The organism is Burkholderia sp. JPY481 (assembly GCF_038900515.1).
GTDB lineage: Bacteria > Pseudomonadota > Gammaproteobacteria > Burkholderiales > Burkholderiaceae > Paraburkholderia > Paraburkholderia youngii.
In genome coordinates this window covers 22,349-37,284 of record NZ_JAYMRT010000035.1, presented here as the reverse complement: position 1 = coordinate 37,284, position 14,936 = coordinate 22,349, and the positions used below count along the sequence as shown (strand labels likewise).

The following is a 14,936-nucleotide window of genomic DNA, read 5'->3' as shown; positions in this document are numbered from 1 at the left end:
AGGTGTACGGGCTATCAAGGAAAGGCGACCGCCTCACTTCAAGGCCCGACAGGAAGCAGAGAAGTCACTCAAGTTGCCGGGCTTCTAACCAAAGGATGCACTATGTCACGAGACTCCCGCGTTTGCCGCGAAACACGAACACGTGACCACAGAAGGGATCGCGTTCAAGGACCGTTTGCACCTTCGCGGCGAGACTGTTGAATCCAGCCCGCATGTCGGTGACTCCTGCGGCCAGCCACACTCGGGATCCAGGCGGCAGGCCAACGACGGACGGCAGCATCAGCAGGCTCATCGGGCAAGGCCCCGCACAATCTTGATCAGGGTCGCGATGGGCGTGTCAGCGCTCACGCGTAGCCGGACATCGCCGCATTCGACCTCGAAGATGCTGGCGCTCTCCGACGATGGGCACGTCGGCACTTCCGGCAAAGGCTCAGCCACTGCCACGGGTAGCCAGTTGAGTGCAGGCGCCTCTGACAACGGAACGTCGGGTATGCCGAAATCGCCGGCAAGATAATGACGACGCCATTTGAACAGCAGGTTGGCGTTGATGTCGTGCTCGCGAGCGATGAGCGCGGCCGATGCGCCCGGCTTGAGCGTCGCCTCGACGACCTGCCGTTTGAACTCGACCGAAAAATTGGGTCGCTTGGTCCGTTTGGATTGAGGGGCGTTGTCCACTATTGCGTCCACCATTCATTTGGTGGGCACCAAAGTAGCCAAACTCAACGCCGAAATCTACACGGTGATGAAGACGCGCTTACCTTTGGACCGTATGGTGAATGCGATGTTCGTAGCGGCCCAACGTACGATAGGAGTTTTTGTTTTTGGTGGTTCACGTTTTTGGGGGGCTCAGGAAAGAAAGACCAATCTCTCTATTCCCGAGAATTGAGGATGGAAGTTGAGAACGTACACCACTTGGGAACGTCGACTTCCGGTGCAATGTGAAAGCTCTTACTTCAGTTCGATATCGGACAACTTTTGTTCAAAGAGGATACACATCGATCTCCGCGATAACCGGTTAAGAGGTCACCTTATGCAGACAGTGCTTATCGTATTGGCAATTGCTGTATTAGCGTGGGCGTCCGACCATTACCGTTTTGTTAAGGGCTGGAAAGTGCACGAGCATAAGCGCGGGAGAATACGGAGAAGTGCTAACCAGCCTGGGCTGCAGGCAACCGCTGCTAGTCGCTTGCCAGACGACGGAAACGGTTGAGCCAGCCGAAGCTGCGCTCGACCACCCAGCAGCGCGCACCAGCACAAAGCCCGTTTTGCCCTCCGGCAGCTTGATGACTTAAGCTCAATGCCTTCGTCCAGTGCCGCTTGCGCGGGCTCTTCGCCAGTGTATCCGTGGTCGGCAAACGCCACCTTGAGCGTCTGGCCCGTTGCCTGCTGAACCTGCCGTGCCAACTCTCTGACCTGCGCGCGCGCCTGTTCCTTGCCCAGCGCACACGTACCGCGAGTAATTGCTTCAACCTGTCCACCGCCGTATGCACGCGCTTGGTTGACCTCGACGATCCTGAGCAACCCGAATGATGGAACGCAGGTCGCTCAGCATGGCCCCGAAACAGCTTGCCTGAATCCAACGCTGCGTCTGCTGATTGACCAACTTCCACGGTGGAAAGCCGTCGTAATGCTTCAGCCTCTACTGCGACAGCAGCGGGCGTTTGATATACCGGCCAGGGTAGTTCACGTTGCGGATATGGCTGTCCGACGATGGCGCAAAATGGACGATCCATGGCTTGCCGTAGTGACGATCCAGCCAGCGGCTCCACGCCACTTTTGTCGGGCACTACGTTTTCAGCTCCTGCGGCGGAACCAGCGCGTCGTACGACTGCCGCAACAGATCGACGATTGCGTAGCGCCACATCGGCATGACCTGTGCCTTCACGAAATACATCGACTTCCACTGCTCGCCGTCGGGCGTTAAGCCCCCGCAGGTCACGCTCAGATGGACATGCACGTTCCATTGCAGGTCGCGCCCGAACGTGTGCAGCGCCGTGAAAAACACCCCAAAGGTTGGATCCGTGTCCAACTTTTGGGGTGCAGTTCAGTTTGCGCGCTGGGCGCCTTCAGCAGCGCGCGGTTCAGCCTGAATACCTCCCACAGCGCCGAGGGCATCGTCAGCCTGATGTGCTGCCAGCGCGTTTGCGGCGGCCTCGCCGTTTGCGTGGCGATCCATTGGTCCGTCGCCTTCTTGCCGCACGTGGGGCAGAACCGGCTCTTGCAGCTGAAGCACACCTTCTTGCGATGCGGGCAGGCTCCGTTCGAGCAGCAGGCGCACCACGTTGTCCACCACCGCCGAGCGGATCTCATGCTCATGCTTTTTGAAATACCGCCACCAGGTGTCACGGATCGGCGTAATCGAGCCGGGGATGATCGGCGTAATGAGGCCACCTGGAATGGCCCCGAAACGCGATTTCGAAGGGACTCAAGAATGCGTTGTTTTGCCTGATTTTGCAACCGCGTTTTCGCCGTTTTCGGGCATCGGTTTCGGCTTGCGGAAGCTCTCACCCTCAATGACGACGCGGTAGGCGCCGTGCCTTAGCCGATCGAGCGTGGCAGCACCGAGGATGCGGTTGTCGGGGAACGCGTCGCCCCATTCGCTGAAGTCGAGATTCGACGTCAGAATCGTCGCCGCGCGCTCATACCTGGCGGTAATCAGGTCGTGGAAGTCTTCGTCATGGGGCGCACGCAGGGGTTTGAGTGCGAAGTCATCGACGATGAGCACCGGAACGCGCACGAACTGCTGCAACTTGCGTTCATAAAGCTCAGTCGCCCGTGCTGCATGCAGCTTCTTGAGCAATTCGGTTTGCGTGATGAACAGGACATCGCGGCCCTGGCGTGCGGCGCTGTGGCCCAAGGCCTGCGCGAGATGCGATTTGCCGACGCCTGTTTGGCCGACCATCAGCACGCAGACCTTCTCGTCGATATAGCGGCCGGCGGCGAGATCATGGATGTGAGCGCGGTTGAGCTTGGGAACGCGGTCGAAGTCGAAGTTTTCGAGCGTCTTGCCCAGGGAGAAGCCAGCGCGGGCGAGCCGCACGCCGAGCTTCTTCTGCTCTCTCCGTGCGACCTCGTCGTGCAGAAGCATGGCGAGGAACTCCGTGTAGGCAAGTTGCCCGTCGATGGCTTGACGGTTGCGTTGCTCGAGCGAGTCAAGGATGCCCGAGAGGCGCAACTGCTTGAGGATCGTGTTCAGTTCTGGACTGGGATGCATGGGCGTTCAATGGATCAGAAGGGAATGGAGGTCACGGCCGAAGCGGCCGCCGTTCAGATAGGTGTCGGCAGGCGCCGGCGTCGGCGCTGGTGCTGCGGTGGGCTGGCTGTCCAACCCCTTGTCGAGGATCGTCTTGACGGTGCGGTACTTGGGGCTGGCGAACACGAGCGCACGCTCGCACGCAGCCTCCAGCCGTTGATCGCCGACCTTCTCGCGAAGCCTCACGACGCCCTGTGCGCCGCGCAGGTTGACGAGCACCTTGTCGTTGAACATCGCGAGAACGAGCGCGTGGCAGGCTGGCCCGATATCCTTTGCCCGCGCCAGGCACCACTGTGGCTCGTGCTCGAGCCACGCTTGCGTTTCGGGCGGCTGGTGGTCACGCACCGTGTGGCGATCGCCGGGCTTGCGCAAGCGCGGATGGGTCGCGACGAGCTCATGGCGGTGGAACACCTGCACGACCGTGTCGGTCGCCTTCAGCCACAGCTGCTTGCCGACGAGCGTGAACGGCACCGAGTACAGTGCCTTCCTGTAGACGACGTGTCCGTCGGTATGCACCTTGACCTCGCACCATACGGCCAGCACTGGCGGCACATCGGGCAGTCTGGCGAGCAGCGGCTTCTCGATGGCGAAACGTGCAAGCGGCTGCTCGCGCGTCGTGCCGTGCTCGCGCGTGCCGGCCTGCTGCATCACCCAGTCGCGCAATTGACGGTTGGCGTCGGCGAGATCGCGGAATTCGCGTAGCGGCAAGAAGGATCGTTTGATGTATTTGACTCCGGCCTCAACGACGCCCTTCTTCGCAGGATCGTGTGGAGGGCATGCATCGATCCGGAAGCCGTACCCCTCGGCCAGCGCGGCGTACGAGCGCTGTACCTCGGGATCGTACATACACGCCTTTGTAATCGCGCATTTGGCGTTGTCGATGATCACGCGCTCCACGCGGCCGCCGAACCATTCGAAGGCACGCCGGTGGCAGGCCAGCCACGTCTCGACCGTTTGATCCAGCACGATCTCTGCATACTGGTGCCGCGACCAGCACAGCGTCATCACGAAGAACCATGTCTTGAGCACAAGCCCGGACTCATGCATGAGCACCGGACCGGCTCCGAAGTCGAGCTGCGCTGCGTCCGCCGGGGCGAACTCCAGGATCGTCGTCGCTCTCGCGCCGCGCTCGGCCTTCAGGTGCAGCAGGAAGCGCCGCACTGCAGAATAGCTGCCCGTATAGCCGTGATTGCGCTGAAGCGCGTTGAAGATCGTCGTGCCCTGCACGTCGGCGTCATACCAGCCGCGCACCAGATCGCGAAACGGTTCAATCGTGGAGACGCAGCTACGCGGCAGCTTCGGATTGCGTCCGAAGATCGCTGCCAGTTCGGCGTCGTCCGGCAAGGGCCGACCGGGATCGAGCCAGCCCCGAGCGAGCGCGAGCTGCCTGACGGTCTTCAGCTTCCCACGCCCCATCAGGCGCGCGCTGGCAATGTCGCGGTCGGAATCACCTGACGCATGCGCGCCAGTACCTGTCGATACTCAAACACTTCGAACCTCCTTCGACTCATCGGCCCTCCGGGCAAAAAGCCTGAAGGTACCGGGTTGCGGAAATTCAAAATGCGTTTCGGGCTGGCACCCGACAGAACACTGAGCCTGCTACGTGGCTCGATTACGCCGATCCTGCGGTGGCTCCAATACGCCGATCATCGAGTGGCCCGATTGCGCCGATCATGCACTGGCTCGATTGCGGCGATCATCCGGTGGCTCGATTACGCCGATCTCGGAATGGCTCGAATATGCCGGTCAGTGACACCAGGCCTCGCCGGTCTGCAGCAGCTGTTTGATCGGACTGACGGTTCTGATGATCAGTATCTCCCCGCGAGACCTCCGACTCTACCATCCCCCGCTCGCGGGCAACGGCGCGCTTGCCAGCGGCGTTGGCCTTCGCATACCGACGGTTCTAGTTGCCGCGCAGCGGCTTACCTTGTTATGTAAGGGACTGCTGGGTTTTTGTAGGGGCGACTCAACCACATAGCAAAGCGCCGCACGGAGGCGGCGCTTTGCTGACTGAAAAGCTACTCCCACTACCCACACGGAATGCGGACGACATAGGCCGACGTCATGAACGGCGACCCGCTCGGCTTCATCGGGCAGTGGGCCGCGACCGGCCACCTCACTCGTCGCCGGCCGGCGCCAGTTCCCAACCGGCGTTTTCACCGTTGCGGGATAGCGGATTAGCTTCGCCGACATCGGTGGGTAGGTCGGCCGGGGCGAGGGTGTAGCTGTAAAGCTCGTACAGCACCTGTTGCATTGGCGTGTAGTAGACGATGGAGCGGCCGATAGGCTCGCCGGAGGAGATGATCCCGATCAGTTGCCGTTCGTAGGTGACGACCGGTCCGCCGGAGTCGCCGTTGTCAATGCTGCTGAGCTCGGACGAGTGCGCGGCATTGATGTGCTCATAATTCGGTCTCCAAACTCCCTCCTCGAGAGACATGCCTTGCCACACGCAGCGGACTCCGGTGCGCCAACCGCTTGTGCAGAACCGTTCATACGGCGCGTCCGACCACCCGGTAACAGCAAGGCGCGCTTCCTGCCCGGCGCGCGGCATGAAGACTTGGTTATTCGCAAGGGGCGTATAAGTCTGGACCGGACTGCAGAAGGCTGCGCTGTGGTGAGAGGCGCATTGCAAGGACATCGGATTCGGCTTCGGCGATACCCGCACGAGCTCGATGTCCGAGGTAGCCGACTGCCACACGACGTTGCCGATGGCAACGGTACCCACCTGGATGGTCGCGTACATCGGCGCGCAGTGCTTGGCAAGCACGAGCCATCGTGTGGCACGTTGGTAAGGCGTCAGTCTGAAGAAGAAGCTCTTGGGCACCAACACCGCCCCTACGCTGCATGATCCACCGGGAACGCTGACCTTCGAGCCAGAGATGACCGGCAGGACGGCGCGGTCGGGATTGCGAGGCTGCACGACGTCCGGGGTTTGCGCCGTGGCTACCGAGGATGCGAGGGTGGTGGCGATGGCCATCGCGAGGGATGCCACACGCTTTCGTGGTGATAGGGTTTTCATCAGGGATTGGGTCCTCTCAGGGATGTCAGGATCGGGGAAAGTGGTGGTTCGCGAGGCTCATTTCAGGCCTCCGGCTCGCCTTCGTCGGCACCATGTCGGCCGGGGCGGCGTCGGGGCCCATCTCGGGGGCCTGGGTTCAGCAGATCAGTTCGTTCGGGTTCGTCTGCATGTCTCGCTCCTCAGGGACATGGATTTTTGCCACTTTTATCGGCGTTGTTGCATTTAGTCCCCACGCAGCGGCTTACCTTGACGACGAAGGTAGGCACAGCGCTCCAGCACCCCCGTTCGGGGGAAACGTACCTTTGGTGCAAAAAATGGCGGTTGGGTCCGAAAAGATTCAAAAAATCAAAGGTCCTGAGGCCCGGCGCTGTTATGCGTCTACGCGCTGCGCGACGAACTGAAACAGCTGTGCTTCTGCCGCAAACCCGCCTCGGCACAAAAGGCCTACGAGCGGTGGTTCAAGCAAGCCCGGCAAAGCGGGATTGCCGCTCTGACATTGTTCGCCCAGCGTCTGCAAGGCTATTGGCAGGGCTTGGCGGCCCGTTGCCGGCGTCCGTTCAATACCAGCGTTGTCGAGGACATCAACAACACCATCAAGGTCATTAAACGTCGCGCTTACGGGTACCGCGACGAGAAATATTTCTTCCTCAAAATCCGCACTGCGTTCCCCGGTAGTCCTCGAGGAACCAGAAACTTGCCAGTAAGTCCCTGCAATTCCTACACCCCGATTTCCACCGGAAGCCTGAATGTTCAACATTCCGCGGATTGTTATGAGCCAACTGGATAGAAGCACTGCGTAAATGCGCGGGTCGTGCAGAATACGTCCGCCGAGGACTGCTGGCTCCAGCCTCAGCAATCTCGCTAAGATAAACATCGACTTGGTGAGTCAGTTTGGCCAGCGCACCTTCGCTTCGGACATCGGCCAATGTCACATTTCACCTCGCGCCGCTGAGGAATGTGGGATTTCATTTTGTCATGGCCTAGTTTCTCGTAGGCATTATGCGAAGCTCAATGACCAGTCGCTTTGCTCCGCGGCGTGACTCCCATGCCCATTTTCCCCGCCGGGCCCGCAGTAGTAGGTAGAAGTATCGAAAGGGTCCGCAGGACTTGGAATTGAGTACATTTCGATCGGAACCTCAGTAGCCTGCGCCGCCACCCCCGTTAGAGCAATGGACAGCAGGACACCACATAGCACTCGCTTCATATTTTTCATAGGCACTCCATATTGGAACACGTTAATACACCGTAATTTATTTGCCCTCGCGGCACTGGCCGCCGCAGGTTGCGTATCTTACGAAATTTTCTACGCAATCACTAGAAGGAAGGGACATCAAATATATTGATGCCGATGCTGCTCATCATGGAGGTCGGTGCTGAGAGATCGTGGCGCGAGCTTGTCGTTCGAGGCATGAGGAAAACCAAAGGTATTCGTACGTCCCGCATCCACGTCTTTGCAGTCTTGGCGGTCCTTTTCCATGATCTTCGAGGTGCCATTGCCTGCACTAATTGCTGGCTTAGGCTCCTGCCGCTCTCAGTATCCGGCTGTCTGAATTGCTCAGGCACCTCTTCGCGATGCTTCCCGGGCGGCGGAACACGGCCCCTACTACACGACTCTCGCATACCATTCATAACGCTTGTGAAGTCGGGGGGGCTTGAGATCCCCATCAAAGATTTTCCTATAGGCATAAATTGTCTTTATTTGATATCGCCCCTGCTATTGAGGTATAACTTACGGCAGCGATTTATTGGGGATCAGAAAATGTAGTCTATTCGAAGAAATAGGCCATTGTTATTACCTAAGCAGTGGTCACTTTCCTCAGAAAAACGTAGCATTGAATGTCTTATTGCGCGTTTTTGTGATGCATATCTACATGGCAGTTTGCAACATAGAGGAATGCAGGCAATGACGAAGAGCCGGCCAGTTGCTGTCCAGCATTAACCCTGAAAAAGGGAGTTTCCACACGATCTCGCCCCTCAACTGCCGATCGAGTAGCCTGCGTTGCAAAGTTGGGGATATTCGAGTGGAATAGTCGTTCTCAACTGCTGCCGCGGCACATCACAGCGGCTCATCGGCCATTCCGTTGGAGCGCGGGAATCCTCGCTGGTCAGTGCCTGATTGTCATATCCAACGGCAGGCACTACGATCACCGAAACTTGGGATCCCGCGATTCTTCTGTTGTTCCGTCGACAGTGTGCATCGCCGTTAGTGACCAAACGATAACTACATTTTTCCATCGAGCGAAAAGGGGGCAGCGCGGTCGCGTCACTGTGTCTGTCCTGGCATTCTCCTGCCTGTGGCAGGAGTCAGATCTCTTTTCGTTCCTGTATCGGACAAACCGGGGTGCGAAACCCCACGGAGCCGCACATGAACGTCACAGTCACCTCCTTGCGCCAGCCTTTGCGGCTGGCAACATCATCCGGATCCCTCCGTCAATCGATCTGCCGATCTGACTGGCTTCGATCCGTCGGCACTTTACCGGCAATCTCGCGTGGCACCCGTGTGCCTTGAGCGCATTGGTGCGTTCGGTATTTTCCGCCCCACTACTCCTTCGATTTGATCATGAACCAACTTCACTACTGCTCGTTGGCCGGCGCATTGCTAGCGCCCCTCAGTTCTACCTGCTCAGCCCAAAGCGTCACGTTATACGGTGCACTCGATGCGGGCCTCACCTACGTCAGCAACGTGGATGGACATGCGCAATATCGCGCGACGTCGGGATTGATAGATGGCAGTTTCTGGGGGTTGCAAGGTGCCGAAGATCTGGGCGGCGGAGCCCGAGCACTTTTTCGCATGGAGCGAGGCTACTCGGTGACCTCGGGCGAAGGATTCAACGATCATCCGATGTACGTGGGACTTCAATCCGAGACCCTCGGGACGCTGACCCTCGGCCACCAATACGACCTGATTCACGACTATTTCGCGCCGTTCACGCTGACAGGGGGAACCGGCGGTACCGCGCTCGCGCATCCGTTTGACAACGACAATGCCAACAACTCCTACCTAGCCGCGAACTCCGTCAAATATGCAAGCGCCTCTCTGAACGGGTTCAGCTTCGGCGGCATGTATGCATTCTCCAACACTGCAGGCCGGTTCGCGCAGAACCGTGCATACGGCATTGCTGCGAACTACGGCAATGGCCCATTCAATGCCGGTGTCGCATGGATGCACAACAACGGACGCGGCCTCAACGAGGTCGGTGCCTACTCGCCATCGGCATTGCCCGGCAGCGGTCAGACAATAATCGACGCCAGTGTGCAAAAGCAGGATGCGGTCGCCGCTGGCGCGAGTTATGCGCTCGGCGATGTGACTCTGGCAGGGGCGTGGTCGCGTTCGATCTACACAGGCGTTGCCGATGCGGACAGCGGCAGCGTTTTGCCGTCGATCGGGTTCAGTAACTACGAGATCAGCGCGGTCTGGCAAGCTTCGCCCGCCCTCTCGCTAGCGGGTATGTACGTGTTCTCCGACGCTTCTTCGGCGCATTGGCACCAGGGCGCGCTGCAGGCCGTCTATCAACTGTCGAAGCGTACGGACGTGTACGCGGAAACGATCTATCAGCACGCGTCATTGGGCGCGCCTACCGTGATCAACACCAACGATCCGTCAAGCAGTCAAAACCAGTTGCTCGTCGGCACGGGCATCCGGCACCGCTTCTAGGGCTGGATGATGTCGGCTTACGACGCCGCGAAGCGCGCAGCACACGACGCTACTCCGCAACCAGTTGTTCGTTTTGAGCTGAACCGGCCGCTTGCCGGATAGAACGGACGCTGCATATGCGGTCAACGACTCGGCGCGCCGCGCTGAATTCGCCCGTCAAGGCATCGACTTCCGTGTTGAACGGCCGGCCGCTGCCGATATCGAAGCGCGGCGCAAACGCCGCTGCGGTGTTCCCACTTTGCTGGCCGCTGTCGTCAAATGAATTGAAAAGATTGCGACTTACACGAAGTTGTCTCTAGATCTTTGGGCGTTGTCGCCGGTTTTGCATAGCCGGGGTGGCCGGTTACTGCTCGATGAACATGCGCCACTCCGGGAACTGCTCGAAAAAGCTCTCGCCCACATAGACATGATAGACAACGGGCGAATTCGTGCTCGACAAGGTATGGGGCGTACTGAAGGTGGAAAGCCCTAGGTCAATGCCGCTGGTGCTCGCCCATGCAGTCAAATCGTCCAGCAGGTTGTCCGCTTCGTCGCGCGATACTCGCAATTTGATCGGCTTCATCGCCAGTTCCGCAGATGCTCAAGATCGTCGGATGGATATCATAATCGAAGCGCCGGGTAAGTCATACGCGGGGCAACCGGGAGATGCCCGTGGGGCTCGATCGCGCGCTTTCCGGCATTAGCCTACCTCAGGCAGGTCCGCCGGGTCCTCATTTGATCGCGGTCCGTGCCAGCCGAACAAATCGCGGGATTGGAGTGGTGCAGCAGATGGTGTTACATTGCTAGCCTTTCCTCCTCGTGCGCCGCGTTTTGCGCTTCCCTATCGCACGCTGGTTCTGCGGGCCGTGTTCATTGCCCGTTGCGATCCTTCATCTCGTGCCTGCCCCGCAGCCGGCAACCGCTGGTTTCGCGATCGCCGGGCAAACCCCTTCAGGAGAATGTATGGCAAAGGTTGATCCGTGCAATTCAGGTCCAGATACAGCTGCATCAGCGCCGAAAGCGTCGGCCCGGCGCGCATCGAAGAGCAAGGCAACCGCAGGCCTGCTGCCGGTGGATACAGTGTCGCCGGACGAAGAGCAGCAGCGTCAGATGCGCGCACTCATTCAGCTCGGAAAGAAGCGCGGCTACCTGACTCATGCCGAAATCAACGATCACCTGCCGGATAACTTCGCGCAGACCGCTGCCATTGAAACCATTGTCAGCACCTTCAATGACATGGGCGTCGCGGTCTACGAACAGGCGCCTTCAGCGGAGGTGCTGCTTATGAACGATGCGGCGCCGGCAACCATGTTGGATGACCAGGCCGACGAGGAGGCGGAAGTGGCGCTTTCCACCGTCGATTCGGAATTCGGGCGTACGACCGATCCCTTCCGCATGTATATGCGTGAAATGGGCGCGACCGGATTGTTGACTCGCGCGGGTGAGATCGAGATTGCGAAGCGAATCGAAGGCGGCCTCCAGGAAATGATCCGGACGATTGCTGCGTGCCCGGTTACCGTTTCCGCGCTCCTTCTGAGCGCGAAGCAGATTGAAGCCGGTGAACTGCGCATCGACGAACTGATTGACGGAATCAATGAGGAAACCGAATCGGTCGAACAGTCGTCGACGGATTTCGCTGAAGCGCCGCACACCGAGCAGGCCACAGCTGACGATGACGACGACGGCGATAAGCACAGCGAGATTGAAGACCGGGACACGGCGAGGGCGAACGAAGCGCGCCTGAAACAGCTCACGAGCGACAGCCTCGTTATTTTTGCCCGGGTGCGCGAGCTGTTCGAGCAGATTTCTTGTTCCCATGCTGTGCAGGGTATGGGGCGGGTAGCTGGCGCGGACCTGCGTGAAGCGATCCAGCGCGAGTTGGCGCCCATTCGCTTCACGGCGCGAACGATCGATCGGCTATGTAACGATGTGCAACAGCAGGTCGCACAGGTGCGCGCAGTCGAGCGCCATATTCTGCAAATTGCTGTTGATCGATGCGGCATGCCGCGCGAGAAGTTCGTCGAGTCGTTTCCGGGACGCGAAACTGATCTCGCGTGGACTGAAAGCACGGCGGCAGCGTCGCGCGAGTACGGCGCCGCCCTCGAACGTAGTCTGCCGGCGATTCAGGCTGAACAGCGGAAGCTTCTCGATATCGAAACGAAGGTCGGACTGCCGTTGCAGCAGTTGAAGAATATCAACCGGCAGATGATGGCGGCGGAGTCGAAGATGCGGCAGGCAAAGCGCGAGATGATCGAGGCCAACCTGCGCCTCGTGATCTCCATTGCGAAAAAATATGTGAACCGCGGCATGCACCTCCTGGATCTCATCCAGGAAGGAAATATCGGCCTGATGAAAGCCGTCGACAAATTCGAATACCGACGCGGCTGGAAATTTTCAACTTATGCGACCTGGTGGGTGCGGCAGGCAGTCACGCGTTCGCTTGCGGATCAGGCTCGCACGATCCGGATTCCTGTTCACATGATGGAGTCGATCAACAAGCTGAACCGGATTTCCCGTGAGATCCTGCAACAATCCGGACGCGAGGCTCATCCTGCGGTGTTGGCGCAGCACATGGAATTATCGGAAGAGAAGGTTCGCGCCATGTTGAAGATTGGGAGGCAGCCCTTATCGCTTGAGACGCCAGTGGGTGACGATGCTGATGCGACACTTGGCGATATGATCGAAGATCCGACGGCGACGTCGCCCGCCGATGCGGCCGTGCAGGCGAATCTGCGCGCCGCGATCAATACGGCGCTCGACGCATTGTCGCCGCGTGAAGCGAAGGTGTTGCGGATGCGTTTCGGGATCGATACCGCATCTGACTGTACGCTTGAGGAACTGGGCAAACAGTTTGACTTGACGCGCGAACGGATCCGGCAGATCGAAAGCAAGGCGATGCGAAAACTGACGCATCCGAACCGCACCGCCAAGCTACGACCATTTCTCGACGATTAAGGCGCTGACGCGTGCATTGGAGGCTTGTGCCGTTTCGAAGGGGGCTTGAGCAGTCAATTGTCGACCGGATAGTTGCGGTCCGATACCTCTGGGTCAGGGCGGGCCCGATGCGCGTCGGGCTCCGCGGGACAGTGGGTCATCGTCCCCTAGCGCCGACTCACAACAGGACTGCCTGCTGCAAAAGTTCCAGAGCCTCCAATTCGTCCAGCCGTCCTGTGCGCGCCTTTCCTGCCAACGTCTTGATCAATGCTTCCGCGATTGGTGCGATGCCGTGGAGATTTTCCAGGCTGGTGACCGAAGCGGGGAGTGGGACGAGGTTTTGCTGGGAGATTGCGGCGGGCTCAAGTGCCTCAGGGGTTGCCGATATGACTGTAGGCAGCTCGCCGTCATTTCCTTCAGAAGAGCGACCGGCGGCCTCGGCATGCGCATCGCTTATATGATCATGCGGACCGACGACGATTGCCGTGTTCTCATCTGCGACGTCCGCTGAAGCTGGCGAGACATTTTCCGGCTCGACCGGGACGCCCGTCCGCGTGCGTCGCGTGTGCGCCTTCGGATATGCGGGTTTGCCTGGCGCACCTTTCTTCGTCGCAGGCTCGACCGACTCCTGTTGTGCAACGGATCCCCGACTGCGCGAAGCAGGGGTCAGCAAACGTAACACCGACTCGGGAATTTCCATTTCCGAGCGCGGTGTGTCCAGCCAGCCAGTCGGCAAACCAAGACGCTCCGTGAAACGGTTCGCCTCGGCATCGTCCATGCGCTTCTTGCCATATAGCCGATGGGCGGTATTGGACTTAGTCATCGACATGACGACACCGAGGCGCGCCTTGGAGCCGTTGCGACCCGTGAGAACCTGGAGGTTCTGCCGTCGAATGTTTTCAAGCGTGGCGCTGTCGTTTAACGCCAGCGGTTGCTGCCGGGTCGCTTGAGAAGAGGCTCTGGGTTTCGATGATGAGCGTTTTCCTGCCGCATGGGCGCCTGTCAGTCTGGTCAACTGGCCTCGACTCTTTTTGACGGTCACCGGCGACCCGCCCGTTGCTTTCTTTGGCATTTCCGTTTCCTCGGACAGGTTGTCTGCAAGAATGGATTGTTGGCCGCCGTTCGGGGCGGAAGCCGGTATGCGCGTTTGAGACGCAACCTCGGGCTCGCTGTCTGTTTTGATAAAGTCGAGCGGTGACTTCAGACGGGCGATGGTTTCGGGCGCGAGGGCAGGATGGGGCTGGTCAAAGAAACCATGCGGCAGTCCAAGCGTGGTTTCCATATGAAAAGCGGTCTCGGGCGTGAATCTTTCACCCTTCATCAATTCAGCAACTCGCGTCATGTTCGAGTCGAGTCCGAGCGCGATATTCTCTGCACCCACCGCATCGACGAGAAACTGGAACGACCGTGTTTTGAAGATTGACGCAGTCTGAGTGGAGTCTCGAGGAGGCGCCTTCAAGTAGGGTTGTCCCGGCCGGTTGGACGGAGACGTTTTCGCGTGGCGAGGTTGGCGTTGTCCGCTGTCCCGAGGTCCCGCAAATCGTCCGCGGGGTTGACACTTTGCCCTCCAGGCGCTCCTGTACATATTGACGCAGCCGTGCATTAGTCGCCAGCTTCGCTGGCTTTGGTCGTTTAGCGAACCGTTCCGCCTTCCACTGCGCGACCGAAGCACGATACTCGAGGCACCCACCACGGGTCGCCGCATTGCGCGTGAGTTCCCGCGAAACGGTTGATGGATTGCGTCCGATACGGCGGGCGATCTCGCGCACCCCGAGGCCCTGGGCAGAAAGCAATGCTATCTCTTCTCGCTCAGCGAACGACAAGTATCGACCCGCAATAGGTTTCGACATGAATAGTGGCATGCCGCCACGATAGCGGAACCAGCGCGAGCCTACCGCTTGAGATGCGCCTACCGCCTCCGCTGCTTTCTCGCTTGTAATGCCAGTCGCGATCTGGTGCCAAAACCGACGCTCGATCTCATGTCCAAGTGATGGCGCGCCCGGCGAGTACATCGCTCCTCGCCCCGTCAACCGATACACCTGCTTTACACTTCGTCCCATGCAACACCCCTCGATAGAAGGTGTTGCGACGACCGG

At 59.3% G+C, this 14,936-nt stretch carries 11 protein-coding genes and 4 pseudogenes; 4 read left to right on the top strand and 11 right to left on the bottom strand.

What is annotated here, in order from left to right; genetic code table 11:
* Nucleotides 1-100: 100 nt before the first annotated feature.
* Complete coding sequence (gene tnpB, locus VSR82_RS37045; RefSeq protein ID WP_498858636.1) at nt 101-280, bottom strand: IS66 family insertion sequence element accessory protein TnpB; 180 nt, start codon at nt 278-280, stop codon at nt 101-103.
* Between the two features lie 8 nt (nt 281-288).
* Nucleotides 289-675: an IS66-like element accessory protein TnpA gene (gene tnpA / locus VSR82_RS37040; RefSeq protein WP_498858634.1), complete on the bottom strand. Its 387-nt coding sequence runs from the start codon at nt 673-675 to the stop codon at nt 289-291.
* On the opposite strand from tnpA, the gene VSR82_RS37035 reads away from it, so the two are divergent.
* Nucleotides 668-886 carry a hypothetical protein gene (locus tag VSR82_RS37035; protein ID WP_498858633.1) on the top strand — a complete coding sequence of 73 codons (219 nt, stop codon included), beginning with the start codon at nt 668-670 and terminating at the stop codon, nt 884-886. The genes tnpA and VSR82_RS37035 overlap by 8 nt on opposite strands.
* A gap of 295 nt (nt 887-1,181) precedes the next feature.
* Here VSR82_RS37035 and VSR82_RS37030 read toward each other — a convergent pair.
* The 6 genes and pseudogenes from VSR82_RS37030 to VSR82_RS37005 form a co-directional block, all read right to left on the bottom strand.
* A pseudogene (locus tag VSR82_RS37030) lies at nt 1,182-1,618 on the bottom strand (transposase); the annotation flags it as partial.
* Nucleotides 1,619-1,786: 168 nt separating this feature from the next.
* A complete protein-coding gene (locus VSR82_RS37025; RefSeq protein WP_410853251.1) occupies nt 1,787-2,029 on the bottom strand; it encodes a transposase in 243 nt (80 codons plus the stop codon).
* Complete coding sequence (locus VSR82_RS37020) at nt 1,942-2,310, bottom strand: transposase zinc-binding domain-containing protein (protein ID WP_498858635.1); 369 nt, start codon at nt 2,308-2,310, stop codon at nt 1,942-1,944. Before VSR82_RS37020 ends, VSR82_RS37025 begins: the two co-directional genes overlap by 88 nt.
* Before the next feature lie 115 nt (nt 2,311-2,425).
* A complete protein-coding gene (istB, locus tag VSR82_RS37015) occupies nt 2,426-3,214 on the bottom strand; it encodes an IS21-like element helper ATPase IstB (protein WP_498858632.1) in 789 nt (262 codons plus the stop codon).
* 6 nt (nt 3,215-3,220) lie between these two features.
* Nucleotides 3,221-4,743 (bottom strand): annotated as a pseudogene (gene istA, locus VSR82_RS37010) (IS21 family transposase).
* A gap of 626 nt (nt 4,744-5,369) precedes the next feature.
* The gene (locus tag VSR82_RS37005) at nt 5,370-6,272 is read right to left on the bottom strand and encodes a trypsin-like serine protease (protein WP_429464267.1); all 903 of its coding nucleotides are present in this window, start codon (nt 6,270-6,272) and stop codon (nt 5,370-5,372) included.
* 367 nt (nt 6,273-6,639) lie between these two features.
* On the opposite strand from VSR82_RS37005, the pseudogene VSR82_RS37000 reads away from it, so the two are divergent.
* Together VSR82_RS37000 and VSR82_RS36995 are read left to right on the top strand one after the other, a co-directional pair.
* Nucleotides 6,640-6,954, top strand: a pseudogene (locus VSR82_RS37000) (transposase); the annotation flags it as partial.
* Between the two features lie 1,902 nt (nt 6,955-8,856).
* On the top strand, nt 8,857-9,927 hold the full coding sequence (locus tag VSR82_RS36995; RefSeq protein ID WP_498858631.1) for a porin: 1,071 nt from the start codon (nt 8,857-8,859) through the stop codon (nt 9,925-9,927).
* 343 nt (nt 9,928-10,270) lie between these two features.
* Here the strand turns inward: VSR82_RS36995 and VSR82_RS36990 are convergent, their stop codons facing one another.
* Nucleotides 10,271-10,489 (bottom strand): hypothetical protein, encoded by a 219-nt coding sequence (locus tag VSR82_RS36990; RefSeq protein WP_410852939.1) that lies wholly within the window; start codon nt 10,487-10,489, stop codon nt 10,271-10,273.
* A 380-nt stretch (nt 10,490-10,869) separates the two neighbouring features.
* Between VSR82_RS36990 and rpoD the strand changes: the two genes are divergently transcribed.
* Nucleotides 10,870-12,861 carry an RNA polymerase sigma factor RpoD gene (gene rpoD, locus VSR82_RS36985; RefSeq protein WP_498858630.1) on the top strand — a complete coding sequence of 664 codons (1,992 nt, stop codon included), beginning with the start codon at nt 10,870-10,872 and terminating at the stop codon, nt 12,859-12,861.
* A gap of 157 nt (nt 12,862-13,018) precedes the next feature.
* Here rpoD and VSR82_RS36980 read toward each other — a convergent pair whose 3' ends face one another.
* Nucleotides 13,019-14,299 (bottom strand): hypothetical protein, encoded by a 1,281-nt coding sequence (locus VSR82_RS36980; RefSeq protein ID WP_429464272.1) that lies wholly within the window; start codon nt 14,297-14,299, stop codon nt 13,019-13,021.
* A 97-nt stretch (nt 14,300-14,396) separates the two neighbouring features.
* Nucleotides 14,397-14,879: pseudogene (locus VSR82_RS36975) on the bottom strand (transposase); the annotation flags it as partial.
* Nucleotides 14,880-14,936: the final 57 nt, after the last annotated feature.

Bases quoted from the DNA above. Each gene is read 5' to 3' on its own strand.
- tnpB (WP_498858636.1), bottom strand. From the start codon at position 280: ATGCTGCCGTCCGTCGTTGGCCTGCCGCCTGGATCCCGAGTGTGGCTG.
- VSR82_RS37020 (WP_498858635.1), bottom strand. From the start codon at position 2,310: ATGAGATCCGCTCGGCGGTGGTGGACAACGTGGTGCGCCTGCTGCTCG.
- istB (WP_498858632.1), bottom strand. From the start codon at position 3,214: ATGCATCCCAGTCCAGAACTGAACACGATCCTCAAGCAGTTGCGCCTC.
- VSR82_RS37005 (WP_429464267.1), bottom strand. From the start codon at position 6,272: ATGAAAACCCTATCACCACGAAAGCGTGTGGCATCCCTCGCGATGGCC.
- VSR82_RS36990 (WP_410852939.1), bottom strand. From the start codon at position 10,489: ATGAAGCCGATCAAATTGCGAGTATCGCGCGACGAAGCGGACAACCTG.
- rpoD (WP_498858630.1), top strand. From the start codon at position 10,870: ATGGCAAAGGTTGATCCGTGCAATTCAGGTCCAGATACAGCTGCATCA.